The organism is Microbispora sp. ATCC PTA-5024, from assembly GCF_000511135.2.
Lineage (GTDB): Bacteria > Actinomycetota > Actinomycetes > Streptosporangiales > Streptosporangiaceae > Microbispora > Microbispora corallina.
On the sequence record NZ_KI866524.1, the window covers coordinates 460087 to 472336 of the forward strand.

At 70.3% G+C, this 12250-nt stretch carries 10 protein-coding genes; 4 read left to right on the forward strand and 6 right to left on the reverse strand.

Annotation, left to right across the window (positions count from 1 at the left end; genetic code table 11):
* Positions 1-13: 13 nt before the first annotated feature.
* On the reverse strand, positions 14-703 hold the full coding sequence (ftsE, locus tag MPTA5024_RS22755; RefSeq protein WP_036327825.1) for a cell division ATP-binding protein FtsE: 690 nt from the start codon (positions 701-703) through the stop codon (positions 14-16).
* A gap of 179 nt (positions 704-882) precedes the next feature.
* On the opposite strand from ftsE, the gene MPTA5024_RS22760 reads away from it, so the two are divergent.
* A complete protein-coding gene (locus MPTA5024_RS22760) occupies positions 883-1071 on the forward strand; it encodes a hypothetical protein (protein ID WP_036327827.1) in 189 nt (62 codons plus the stop codon).
* On the opposite strand, the gene prfB is transcribed toward MPTA5024_RS22760, so the two are convergent.
* Entirely contained in the window at positions 1065-2183 is a 1119-nt protein-coding gene (gene prfB / locus MPTA5024_RS22765) for a peptide chain release factor 2 (protein ID WP_036327829.1), read from the reverse strand. The two genes, MPTA5024_RS22760 and prfB, sit on opposite strands and share 7 nt — an antisense overlap.
* Positions 2184-2296: 113 nt before the next feature.
* Here prfB and MPTA5024_RS22770 point away from each other — a divergent pair, with 113 nt between their 5' ends.
* Positions 2297-3367, forward strand: a complete 1071-nt coding sequence (locus MPTA5024_RS22770) for a hypothetical protein (RefSeq protein ID WP_036327831.1) — start codon at positions 2297-2299, stop codon at positions 3365-3367.
* Positions 3368-3385: 18 nt separating this feature from the next.
* Here the strand turns inward: MPTA5024_RS22770 and MPTA5024_RS22775 are convergent, their stop codons facing one another.
* The 4 genes from MPTA5024_RS22775 to MPTA5024_RS22790 all read right to left on the reverse strand — a co-directional run bounded on the left by MPTA5024_RS22775 (position 3386) and on the right by MPTA5024_RS22790 (position 10064).
* On the reverse strand, positions 3386-8329 hold the full coding sequence (locus MPTA5024_RS22775; protein ID WP_051458526.1) for an NAD-glutamate dehydrogenase: 4944 nt from the start codon (positions 8327-8329) through the stop codon (positions 3386-3388).
* A 33-nt stretch (positions 8330-8362) separates the two neighbouring features.
* Positions 8363-9184, reverse strand: a complete 822-nt coding sequence (locus MPTA5024_RS22780; protein WP_051458527.1) for a tryptophan 2,3-dioxygenase — start codon at positions 9182-9184, stop codon at positions 8363-8365.
* 110 nt (positions 9185-9294) lie between these two features.
* Positions 9295-9492 carry a zf-HC2 domain-containing protein gene (locus tag MPTA5024_RS22785; protein ID WP_036327837.1) on the reverse strand — a complete coding sequence of 66 codons (198 nt, stop codon included), beginning with the start codon at positions 9490-9492 and terminating at the stop codon, positions 9295-9297.
* Complete coding sequence (locus tag MPTA5024_RS22790; protein WP_332310631.1) at positions 9492-10064, reverse strand: sigma-70 family RNA polymerase sigma factor; 573 nt, start codon at positions 10062-10064, stop codon at positions 9492-9494. Before MPTA5024_RS22790 ends, MPTA5024_RS22785 begins: the two co-directional genes overlap by 1 nt.
* Positions 10065-10188: 124 nt before the next feature.
* Here MPTA5024_RS22790 and MPTA5024_RS22795 point away from each other — a divergent pair, with 124 nt between their 5' ends.
* Together MPTA5024_RS22795 and MPTA5024_RS22800 are read left to right on the forward strand one after the other, a co-directional pair.
* Positions 10189-10779, forward strand: a complete 591-nt coding sequence (locus tag MPTA5024_RS22795; RefSeq protein ID WP_036327840.1) for a DUF4142 domain-containing protein — start codon at positions 10189-10191, stop codon at positions 10777-10779.
* Between the two features lie 21 nt (positions 10780-10800).
* Positions 10801-12168, forward strand: coding sequence for a DUF1996 domain-containing protein (locus MPTA5024_RS22800; RefSeq protein WP_157099653.1), 1368 nt, complete (start codon positions 10801-10803; stop codon positions 12166-12168).
* The last annotated feature ends 82 nt before the right edge of the window (positions 12169-12250 follow it).

The following is a 12250-nucleotide window of genomic DNA, read 5'->3' on the forward strand; positions in this document are numbered from 1 at the left end:
GTCTCAGTTACTCCTAATACGCCTGGCCGTACACGCCGCGCGACTGGTCGCGGACGATCTTTCCGTCCTCGAGCTCCACGACGCGCTTGCGCATCGAGTCGACGATGGCGGCGTCGTGCGTCGCCATGAGGACGGTCGTGCCGGTCCTGTTGATGCGGTCGAGCACCTTCATGATGCCGATGCTCGTCGCGGGGTCGATGTTGCCGGTGGGCTCGTCCGCGAGGAGGATCATCGGCCGGTTGACGAACGCGCGGGCCATCGCGACCCGCTGCTGCTCGCCGCCGGACAGCTCCTCCGGCATGCGGTGGGCCTTGCCCTCCAGGCCGACGAGCTCGATGACCTCGGGCACCACCTTGCGGATGAACCGCCGGGGCTTGCCGATGACCTCGAGCGCGAACGCGACGTTCTCGTAGACGTTCTTGTTGGGCAGGAGCCGGAAGTCCTGGAAGACGCAGCCGATGCGGCGGCGCAGGTGCGGCACCTTGAAGTTGGACAACCGGGCCAGGTCCTTGCCGGCGACGTGGATCGCTCCGGAGTTGGGCCGCTCCTCCTTCAGGACCAGCCGGAGGAAGGTCGACTTCCCCGAGCCTGACGGACCGACCAGGAACACGAACTCGCCCTTGTCGACGTCCACGCTCACGTGGTCGAGGGCGGGCCGGTTTTGGTTCGCGTAGACCTTGGTGACATTATCGAAATGGATCACGGGCGCATCACGGCAAGCCAGTCTAGGGGTTGGGACGGCCGGCACGGGGGTCGCCGGTCACTTTGCGATGGATCGACGTTCCGTTTGGCCAGAGGCCAGTCTAGGGGTAACACTGGCATGGAACGTCCATAACGGAAACAAAACGATTGAGCCTAAGGTAATGGGGCGGTAAAGCTGCTATGAGCTGCGAACATCTGATCTGCGCGGCGTGCGCGGGCCCCGTGGTGGAGGGCCGCTGCCCCGTCTGCCGGGAGGGCCGCGCCAAGGTTCACCACCACGGTCTGGGCAACCTGTCCCCGGTCATCATCGCACTCGTCGTGCTGCTCGTGGTGGCCCTTGTCGCCCTGTCGCACGTGGGCGGCTACTGAGCGTCGGCGGTCTCCTGGCGGCGCATCCAGCGGATCTCGCCCTCGATGAACCCGTCGAGGTCGCCGTCCAGGACCGCGCTCGGGTTGCCCGCCTCCACGCCCGTCCGCAGGTCCTTCACGATCTGGTACGGGTGGAGCACGTAGTTGCGGATCTGCGTGCCCCATGAGGTGGTGGTCTCGCCGCGCAGCTCGTTCATCGCGGCGGCCTCCTCCTGACGCTTGCGCTCCAGCAGCTTGGCCTGCAGGACGGCCATCGCGGTGGCCCGGTTCTGGATCTGGGAGCGCTCGTTCTGGCAGGACACCACGATGCCGGTCGGCAGGTGGGTGATCCGCACGGCGGAGTCGGTCGTGTTCACGCCCTGGCCGCCCGGGCCCGACGACCGGTAGACGTCGATCCGCAGCTCGTCCTCGTTGATGTCGATGTGGTCGGTCTGCTCGACGACCGGCACGACGTCCACGCCGGCGAACGAGGTCTGCCGCCGGCCCTGGTTGTCGAAGGGGCTGATCCGGACCAGCCGGTGGGTGCCGTGCTCCCCGCGCAGCGTCCCGTACGCGTAGGGGGCCTTGACGGCGAACGTGGCCGACTTGATGCCGGCCTCCTCGGCGTAGGAGGTCTCGTAGACCTCGGCCGGGTAGCCCTTGCGCTCGGCCCACCGCAGGTACATGCGCAGCAGCATCTGGGCCCAGTCGGCCGCGTCGACGCCGCCCGCCTGCGAGTTGATGGTGACGAGCGCCTCGCGGGCGTCGTACTCGCCCGACAGCAGCGTGCGCACCTCGAGGGCGCCGACGTCCGAGCGCAGCGAGGCGAGCTCGCGCTCCGCCTCCCGCAGCGCGTCCTCGTCGGACTCCTCGGCGGCCAACTCGAACAGGACCGGCAGGTCCTCCAGGCGGCGCGCGAGCCCGTCGACGCGGTTGACCTCGCCCTGGATGTGGCTGAGCCTGCTGGTCACCCGCTGGGCCTGCTCCGGGTCGTTCCACAGGTCGGGCGCGGCGGCCTGCTCCTCCAGTTCGCCGATCTGCTTGCGCAGGGACTCGACGTCGAGCACGTCCTGGATGCTCCTGAGCGTGCCGGTAAGCTCGTTGATCTCTTCGGCGGGATCGATGGCTGCCACGTCTGTTAAGGGTACGCGAACGGACGACCCTGTCTGGTACGCGCCGCCACCGGCCGCTCCACGAGCCGGGGGACATGACTAGCATGTGGGTCGAGTGCACGGGGAGGGCTGGCGTGAGCGGGGTGGTTCGGCAGGCGCTGGCCGCCGCCCTGGCCTGCGCCGCTTTGGCCGCCTGCTCGGGCGGGGGCGCCGAAGCGCCCGCACCTGTCGTCTCGCCCAGCGCCGCCGCGGCCTCCGGCTCCGCCCCCGCGAGCCCGAGCGCCGGACCGCAGGCGCAGGCGGTGACGCCGGAGGAGGCCCGCAAGGCGCTCGACGCGTTCCTCGCGACCGACGACGTGGTCAGGGCCGCCGGCGCCGACCGGTGGACGCTCGCCCTGACGAGGGACGGCCAGCGGCCGATCACGATCGCCCAGGTCCACAGCCAGAACGGCCGGCCGCCCTCCTACACCTGGGGCGGGCGGACCGTCCTGGTCCCCCGGCAGCCCGCGGACCGGGCCACGCAGTGGTTCGCCGCGACCGCCGAGCGCCGCGGCTCCTCGGGCGAGGTCCGCACGGCCGTGCTGGCCTTCGTGCGCAACGGCCCGGACGGCCGGTGGCAGAACAGCTTCGAGTCGCTGCTCAACAAGGGACAGGCGGCTCCCGAGGTCGTCGTCGACCAGGAGGGCTACGCGACGGCCCTGGACACCCGCGACACCTCGGTGGCCATCACCCCCTCCCTGATGGGCCCGCTGCACGCCACGGTGGCCGAGGAGGGCGCGGAGGGGTACGCCTCGAGCCTCATCGCCCCCGGCCCGCAGACGACCGGCTACGCCGACGCGATCAAGCGGGAGCGGGCCCGGGTGAAGGGCGCCGACTGCATGACGTACGAGTCGATCTTCGCCTTCGTCCCGACGTACCCGGTGTTCGCCCTGCGCACCGACGACGGCGGCGCGCTCGTGCTCTACACGCTGACCCGCACGTCGAGCTGGTCGACCGACCAGGGCCTGAAGTGCGGCGAGGGCCGTCCCGTGCCGATCCCGGCGGCGGCGTCCTGGCTGCTGGGCAAGGACGACGTGCACATCGAGCAGCGGCGGCAGATCGTCGAGACCCAGCAGTACGTGGGCGAGGTCCCGTCGAAGGCGTCCACCGCGCCGGCGCGGATCATCGGCTACGAGGGAGTGGTCACCGGCGCGTCGAACCGGTGACCACCTCCCCCGCAGGACTCATCCCTCCACGTGCGGGAGGTTGCTCGTGGCCACGAGCGTGCGGACGGCGCGCAGCGCGACCGACAGCGTGGCCAGGTCGAAGGTGTCGCTCTCCCAGATCTCCGACAGCGTCTGCCGGGCCCGGTTGACCGCCGCCTGGTTGGCCTCGGTCCAGCTCGCCAGCCGCTCCTCGGGCGACAGGCCGGGCTTGCTGTGGATCAGCACGTCCCGGGTGAGCGTGGCGTGGGCCGCGTACAGGTCGTCGCGCAGCGCCGCCCTCGCGATGGAGTTCCACCGGTTGTCGCGGGGCAGCGCGATGACCCGCTCCCGCAGCCGGGCCAGCTGGAGGCGGTCGGCGAGGTCGAAGTAGACCTCGGCCACCTCGTTGACCGGCCTGCCGGTGTAGGTCGCGATCTCGACGAGGTCGAACGTCGAATACGCGGGGACCATCGAGGCGACCCGCTCGGCCAGCTCGTCCGGGACGCCGCGGGCGACGAAGGAGTCCCTGCGCTCCTCGTAGGCCACGAGGTCGGGCCCGGTGAGCAGCTTCGGCAGGTGCGGCGCGAGGCTCCGGGAGCCCTCCAGGAAGAAGCGGGCCGTGGAGGCCAGGTCGAGCGGCGGCCGGCGGTTGCCGAGCAGCCAGCGGGTGCCCCGCTCGGACAGCTTGCGGCCTTCCAGCAGCATGGCGAGCTTGGTGCCCGTGTCCACCTGGTTGTCGAGCTCCTCCACCTGGCGGACGAACGACGACAGGTCGAAGACCTCCCGGGCCACCAGGTAGGCCCGCACGATGTCGGCCGTCGAGGCGCCCGTCTCCTCGCCGAAGCGGAAGACGAAGCTGGTGCCGCCGAAGTTCACCACGTCGTTGACCACGCGGGTCGTGATGATCTCGCGGCGCAGCGGATGGGCGTCCATGTAGCCGCGCAGGCGCTCGCGCAGCGCCGACGGGAAGTACGACACCAGCCAGGAGGCCAGGTACGGGTCGTCGGGGATGTCCGAGCGCAGCAGCTCGGCGTCCACGACGAGCTTGGTGTAGGCGAGCAGCACGGCGAACTCGGGCCCGGTCAGCCCCAGCCCGGCCTGGCGCCGCTCGGCCAGCACCTTGTCGGACGGCAGGAACTCCAGCTCCCGGTTGACGAGGCCGGCCCGCTCCAGCCGCCGCAGGTAGCGCGAGTGGATGTGCAGCATCTCGGGGGCCTGCACGCGCGCCGCGGCGAGCACGACGTTCTGCGCGTAGTTGTCCTCCAGCACCAGCCGGCCCACCTCGTCAGTCATGTCGAGGAAGAGTTGGTTGCGCTGCTTGTCCGTCATCTCCCCGTCGCGGACGACCTGGTCGAGCAGGATCTTGATGTTGACCTCGTGGTCGGAGGTGTCCACGCCGGCCGAGTTGTCGATGAAGTCGGTGTTGATCAGGCCGCCGTTGAGGGCGTACTCGATCCGGGCGCGCTGGGTGAAGCCGAGGTTGCCGCCCTCGCCGACCACCTTGCAGCGCAGCTCGGACGCGTTGATCCGCAGGCCGTCGTTGGCCTTGTCGCCCGCGTCGGCGTGGGTCTCGGCCGTCGCCTTGACGTACGTGCCGATGCCGCCGTTCCACAGCAGGTCGACGGGCGCCCGCAGGATGGCGCTGATCAGGTCGTTGGGCGCGAGCGCCGAGACGCCGTCGGGGACGCCGAGCGCGGCCCGCATCTGCGGGGAGACGGGGATCGACTTGGCGGTCCGCGGCCAGACGCCGCCGCCCGCCGAGATGAGGGACCTGTCGTAGTCGGCCCACGAGCTCCTGGGGAGCGCGAACATCCGCTGCCGCTCGGCGAAGCTCCGGGCGGCGTCGGGCGACGGGTCGACGAACACGTGCCGGTGGTCGAAGGCGGCCACCAGCCGGATGTGCTCCGACAGCAGCATGCCGTTGCCGAACACGTCGCCCGACATGTCGCCGACCCCGGCGACTGTGAAGTCGGTGGTCTGCACGTCCACGCCGAGCGTGCGGAAGTGGTACTTCACCGACTCCCAGGCGCCCTTCGCGGTGATGCCCATCGCCTTGTGGTCGTAGCCGACCGAGCCGCCCGAGGCGAACGCGTCGCCGAGCCAGAAGCCGTACTCCTTGGCCACGTCGTTGGCGATGTCGGAGAAGGTCGCCGTGCCCTTGTCGGCCGCGACGACGAGGTAGGTGTCGTCGCCGTCGTGCCTGACGACGTCCGGGGGCGGGACGACCTGTCCCGCGACCAGGTTGTCGGTGAGGTCGAGCAGCCCCGAGATGAACTGCCGGTAGCAGGCGATTCCCTCGGCCGTCATCTCGTCGCGGCCGCCCGACGGCGGGCGCTTCACCACGAACCCGCCCTTCGACCCGGTCGGGACGATGACGGTGTTCTTCACCATCTGCGCCTTTACCAGGCCGAGGATCTCCGTGCGGAAGTCCTCCATCCGGTCCGACCAGCGCAGGCCGCCGCGCGCCACCTTGCCGAAGCGCAGGTGGACGCCCTCGACCCGGGGCGAGTAGACGAAGATCTCGTACTGCGGCCGGGGCAGCGGCAGCACGCTGATCGCCTGGGGGTCGAACTTCAGCGCGATGTACGGCTTGCGCGCGCCGGAGACGAACTGGCTGCCGCGGCTCCCGGCGTCGCGGCCCCCGCTCTCGGCCGGCTGGAAGACGTTCGTCCGCAGCGTGGCCTTGATCATCTCCAGGTAGGCCCGCAGGATGCGGTCCTCGTCGAGCGAGGCCACCTCGTCCAGCGAGGCGAGGATCTCCTCGTTGAGCGCGTCGCAGACCTCCGACCTGCCCTCGTCGGGGCGGCGGGGGTCGAGCCGGGCCTCGAACAGCCGCACCAGCAGCCGGGCCAGCCGGACGTTCCCCTGCAGCACCCGCTCGATGTACGACTGGCTGAACGTGCTGCCCGCCTGCCGCAGGTACTTGGCGTACGCCCGGAGGATCTCGGCCTGCTCCCAGGTGAGGCCGCCGGACAGCACGAGCGCGTTGAAGCCGTCGTTTTCCACCTCGTCGCGCCACAGCACGGCGAAGGCGTCCTGGAACAGCTGCTTGAAATCGTCGCGGTCCACCTCCGCCGAGGGGGTGTACCGGAGGCCGAAGTCGTAGATCCAGGCGTCCCGGGTGGAGGGGTCGTGGTCGCGGTCGATCGCGTACGGCCGCTCGTCCACCACCTCCACGCCCATCCGCTGCAGCAGCGGGAGCACGCGCGACAGCGAGATCGGCGCGCCGAGCTTGTAGAGCTTGAACCGCCGCTCCCCCTCGGCCGCGCCGTACGGCTCGTAGAGGTTCATCCCGATCTCGCTCGGGTCCTCGCCGAGCTGCTCCAGCCGCCTGAGGTCGGCCACGGCCGTACGCGGGGGGAAGTCGGCCTTGTAGCCCTCGGGGAAGGCCGTGCTGTAGCGGCGGACGAGCCGGGGCGCCTCCTCCTCCGTGCACAGCTCGTTGACGGCGACCGCGAGGTCGTCCTCCCAGGAGCGGGTGGTCGCGGCAAGCCGCGCCTCCAGATCCTCCAGATCCACCGGGGCCGGCGTCAGCGGCCTGCCGCGCTCGCCCCGGATCACCACGTGCAGCCGGGCCAGCGCGGACTCGCCGATCATCGTGCTGTAGTCGAGCGTGGTGCCGCCGAGGGCCTTCAGCAGGATCTCCTGCATCTTCAGCCGGACCTTGGTGGTGTAGCGGTCGCGCGGCAGGAAGATCAGGCACGAGATGTAGCGGCCGTAGTCGTCGCGGCGCAGGAAGAGCTTCACCTGCTTGCGCTCGCGCAGCCGCAGGACGCCGAGCGCGATCGGGAGCAGCTCGTCGACCGAGATCTGGAACAGCTCGGCCCGCGGGTAGGTCTCCAGGATCTCGATGAGGTCCTTGCCGTCGTGGCTGTCCGGCGAAAGGCCGGCCCGGTCGAGGACCTCGGCCAGCTTGCGCCGCAGCACGGGGATCCGGGAGATCGACTCGTTGTAGGCCACGTGGGTGAACAGGCCGAGGAAGCGCCGCTCGCCCACGACCTCCCCCTCGGGGGAGAACAGCTTCACCCCGACGTAGTCGAGGTAGTGGGGGCGGTAGACGGTCGCCCGGCTGTTGGCCTTCGTGACGATCAGCACCTGCTTCTCGCGGGCCTTCGCCCGCAGCTCGGCCGGCAGCGAGGCGAAGCTGTCCGAGCCGGCCTTGTCGGCCCGCAGGATGCCGAGGCCCGTGCCCGGGACGGCCCGGAGGCTCTCGCCCTCCTCGGTGTCCTCGAGGCGGTACTCCCGGTAGCCGAGGAACGTGAAGTGGCCGTCGGCCAGCCAGCGCATCAGCTCCAGGCTGTCCTCCACCCCGGCCGGGTCGAGCGGCGGCGGGTTGACCGCCAGGTCCTCGGCGGTCTGCATGGCGAGGGCCCGCATCTTGGCGAAGTCCTCGACGGCGGAGCGGACGTCGAGCAGCACCCGCTGCAGGTCGCCCTCCAGCTCCTTGAGCACGGTCGGGTCGGCCTGCCGGTCGATCTCGATGTGCATCCACGACTCGCGGATGACCTGGCCGGTGACGTTCTCCTTGCCGGGGCCGAGGAGCGCGCCCGTCATGTCCCTGCGGACCCGCATCTGGGGGTGGACGATCAGGTGGGTGCCCAGCTCGTGCCGGTCGAGCTCGGTGGTCACCGAGTCGAGGAGGAACGGCATGTCGTCGGTGACGATCTGGACGACGGAGTGGCCGGGGTCCCAGCCGTACTCCTCCAGCGTGGGGGTGTAGACGCGCACCAGGGCCCGGCCCTGAGGGCGGTGCTCGGCCAGGTTGCGGTGGGCCATCGCCGGGCCGAACACGTCGACCGGGTCCCGGCCGGCCAGGTCCTCGGGGGCGACGTGCTTGTAGTACCGCCGGAGGAAGGCCGGCACGTCCTCGCCCTCCGCCAGGTGCGCCCCCGGTGCGTTCGCGCATCTCTGCGCCGCCGTACGGAGAAGCTCGTCCAGCGCTTCATCCGATTCATCCTGATTTAGCGCCATATCGAGCGGCATGTCGCTACTCACTCCCTCGTGAGCCTTGAGATATCAAAGCCAGGCCCGTAGTTCCCAGAGCAGGGGAAAGAAATGCACCCGCGTTCGCCCCCTCAGGTACGGTGCCCCGGACGAGCCGCCCGTACCGGACTTCGTGCCGATCTGGCGTTCGACCATCTGGACGTGACGCATCCGCCACAGGGCGGCCGTCTCGTCGTGGGTGAGGAGGTCTTCGGCCAGTTCCCACAGATCGTCGTGCGATCCGCGATCCCGTGCCACGGCCAGCAGGGATTCCATGATCTCCTCGTCGGAGACGGCCAGGCCACGCTGGGAAAGAGCGGTGAGGTAAGCATCCCACAGCGTGGGTTCCGCGAGGCGCCGTCCGAGCCTCGCGATTTCCGCGTCGCTCGCTCCCCTCACCCGCCCGAGGTACGCCGGGTCCTTGATCCCGGAGATGAACTCGATCTCCCGGAACTGGACCGACTGGAAGCCGCTGGCCGGGGCGAGCACGGACCGGAACTCCAGGAAGTCCTGCGGGGTCATCGTCTCCAGGACCTGGACCTGGTCGACCAGGACCCGCTCGACGGCGTGGATCCGGCGGAACAGGTGCCGGGCGCGCCACAGGGCGCCTTCCATCATCGCGTCCCGGGCGCGTTCGAGCTCGTGGAGGAGGAGCTTGAACCACAGCTCGTAGACCTGGTGGACGGTGATGAACAGCAGCTCGTCATCGGAGCCCGACTGCGGGTCCTGCTGGGCGAGCAGGTCGGACAGGTGGAGGTAGGCACCGTAGGACAGACGCCCGCCGTCCTCGCCGAAACTGCGTGGCGGGGGCAGGGCGTCTCCGGTCCCGGCTCGCCTGTGCGGCGTCGCAGCCATGCCCCACTCCTCCGGTGGCCCGCCGCTTCCGGTCCCCATTGACCGGAGGTCCGGCACCACCGCACCCGATATCACCCCATATCGGCACAAACGTCAACTTGACGCGCTGCTCAGGGGCGGGTCCGCTCGGGGGACACGGAGTCGGACTTCAGGGCGTCGAGCAAGCCGGGCAGCTCCTGGTTCTCCAGGAGCTCGGCCCGGCACTGCGCGCATCCGTCGAGGTGGCGTTCGAACGCCTCGGTCTCGTCGTCGTCGAGCACTCCCAGGGCATAGGCGGCCACATCGAAGTGAGGCGACGACGCGGACATCAGCTGGCCACCCCCCTCTCTTTCAGGGCCGTGCGGAGCGCGCGCAGGGCGTAGAAGAGCCGTGACTTCACGGTACCCGGTGGGATGCCGAGAACCTCGGCGGCTTGGCTTACCGTACGGTCCCGTAAGTATGTCTCTTCGATAACTTCCCGGTGTTCGCTTGACAGCCCGCGCAGCGCGTCGGCGACCACTATGGCCGCCAGCGTCCGGTCGGAACCGTCCGGGACCGCGATGCTGTCCTCCTCGGGAGCCTCCACCTCCCTGGGCCGTACGCCGCGCCTGCGGCGCCCGTCGATCACGATGCGGCGCGCGACCGTCAGGAGCCACGCCCACAGCAGGCCGGGCTCCCAGGTCAGCTTCGCCGAGTTGCGCCAGGCACGCACGAGCGTCTCCTGGACGACGTCCTCTGCCCATTGCAGGTCGTTGCCGGTCGTCTTGCGCACGTGCCGCAGCAGCGGACCGCCGAACTCGCGGTACAGCTCCCTGATCAGGAGTTCATCGCGATCAGGGTCGTCGTAGTCATCGGGGTCCAGACGCACGAACCGGCTGTCGAGTTGTCGACGCACGCGCACATATTTGCACCGGGGTTACTCCCACGTACACCACATCCGTAACTCCAGTCATTTCTGACTATTTGGTGAACCCTCCTCCGAGACCGCCGCGTACCTCCCACCGAAGGTCACGAAAGGAGGCACAATGCGGTTCCGGTTCGGGGAACTCCTGGTGTTCGGCGTCTTCCTCTTCGCCGCGGCCGTGGCGGTCGTCGTGGTCGTCCCACGGAGCGAGGCGTCCCAGGCCGGCTGGACGCAGACCCCCTACGGGCCCCTGGGACCCGCCGACCGGGATCTGCTGGTCCGGGTCCGGTGGGCGGGCCTCTGGGAGATCCCCGCCGGCCGCTGGGCGCAGGATCGCTCAGAGAACCAGAAGGTCAAGGACGTCGGCATGCACCTCATGACCGACCACACCAAGCTCGACGCCGAGGTGCGGGCGCTCGCCGCCAAGCTGGGCGTCCCGCTGCCGGACACCCCCAACCCGGACCAGCGGCACTGGCTCGACGAGCTGTCCCACAGCCGGGGCCCCCAGTTCGACCAGATCTTCGCGGACCGGCTGCGCAACGCGCACGGCAAGGTCTTCACCGTCGTGTCCGCCGTACGGGCCGGGACGCGCAACTCGCTGGTCAGGGACTTCGCGACGGAAGCGGTCCAGGTGGTCATGAAGCACATGTCCCTGCTCGAGAGCACGGGACTCGTCGACTACTCCACGCTGCCGACACCGTCGACGGTCTAGCCGTCTCGGCAAGGAGGAACCATGCGAAAACGACTGATGCTCGCCCTCTCGGGCGTGCTGCTGGCGGGCGCCCTCGTGGGCGTCGGCCGGCCTGCCTACGCCCACTGCGACCCGGCCGTCCAGGGCGCCGAATGCGAGGACGTGGGGCCCACCCTGGAGGACTTCGTCGACATCCGGCAGGTCCCGCCGGGCAACACGGGCGTCCGCGCGGGCCGGGGGTCGTTCACCGCGCGCTGCGGGCGCAACGAGAACGGCCACCGCAACTCCGACAACTTCATCGTCGCGCCCGGCGTGTCGAACGGTGCCCACCACACCCACGACTACGTCGGCAACCTGACGACCAACGGCTTCTCGACCGACGAGAGCCTCGCCGCCGGCGGGACGACCTGCCGGTTCGGCGACAAGTCGGCGTACTTCTGGCCGGTGCTGCGCAGCAGGGCGGGCCTGGGAGGCCAGGCGTCGGCGTCGCCGAGCGCGCGCCCGTCCCCCTCGCCGTCCACGGGCCAGGGCCGGAACGGCCAGAACGGCCAGAGCCGGCGCGGCCAGGACCAGAACGCGCAGAACGGCCAGACGCAGAACGGCCAGGCCCAAGACGGGCAGACGCAGAACGGCCAGGCCCAGAACGGCCAGGGTCAGAACGCCGACAACGCCCAGGACGCGCAGGACCAGGCCGCCGGCCAGGATCAGGGGACCGGACAGGACCAGCAGAACACCCAGGACCAGAACGCGCAGAACGCGCAGGGCCAAAACGCGCAGGACCAGGCCGATCAGAGCCAGGCGTCCCAGGGGCAGGCGTCCCGGGGCTCCGCGCAGCAGGGCGCGGGCGACGAGGGCGCGGCGCACGCGGACGAGCCCGGCGGCGCCGGCGACGGCAACGTGGGGACGATCCTGCAGGCCCGTTCGGTCACGCTGCAGTTCCGCGGCAACCCGGCCGCCCGTGTTGTGGCGATGCCCCGCTTCCTCCGGCTCATCACCGGCGACGCCAAGGCGGCCACGAACGGCGGCGCCAACGCGCGGGCCCAGTGGAGCTGCTCCAGCTTCACCAACCGGTTCACCGCCAAGTACCCCCTCTGCCCGAGGGGCAGCCAGGTGCTGCGGGTCCTGGACTTCCCGAGCTGCTGGGACGGCCAGAACACCGACAGCGCCAACCACCGGACGCACGTCGTGTTCCCCGGCGCGAACGGCGCCTGCCCGGCCGGCACCAAGGCGATCCCGCAACTGCGGATGACGCTCGCGTACTCGGTCCCGAGCGGCCCGTCGTTCGCCGTGGACAGCTTCCCCGAGCAGGAGCACAGCCCGGTCACCGACCACGCGGACTTCGAGAACGTGATGCCGTCCCGGCTGATGAGCGCGGTGGTGTCCTGCATCAACCGCGGCCTCCGCTGCTGACGGCACGACCAGGGAAGCCTTCGACGTGCCGTTCCCCGTCCGGTCCTTCGCAGACCACCCCCGCCTGAGGACGGGGAGCGGC

Excerpts from the sequence above, each read along its gene's own strand:
- MPTA5024_RS22800 (WP_157099653.1), top strand. The coding sequence starts at position 10,801 with ATGCGAAAACGACTGATGCTCGCCCTCTCGGGCGTGCTGCTGGCGGGC.
- MPTA5024_RS22775 (WP_051458526.1), bottom strand. The coding sequence starts at position 8,329 with ATGCCGCTCGATATGGCGCTAAATCAGGATGAATCGGATGAAGCGCTG.
- MPTA5024_RS22780 (WP_051458527.1), bottom strand. The coding sequence starts at position 9,184 with ATGGCTGCGACGCCGCACAGGCGAGCCGGGACCGGAGACGCCCTGCCC.
- MPTA5024_RS22795 (WP_036327840.1), top strand. The coding sequence starts at position 10,189 with ATGCGGTTCCGGTTCGGGGAACTCCTGGTGTTCGGCGTCTTCCTCTTC.
- MPTA5024_RS22785 (WP_036327837.1), bottom strand. The coding sequence starts at position 9,492 with ATGTCCGCGTCGTCGCCTCACTTCGATGTGGCCGCCTATGCCCTGGGA.
- MPTA5024_RS22760 (WP_036327827.1), top strand. The coding sequence starts at position 883 with ATGAGCTGCGAACATCTGATCTGCGCGGCGTGCGCGGGCCCCGTGGTG.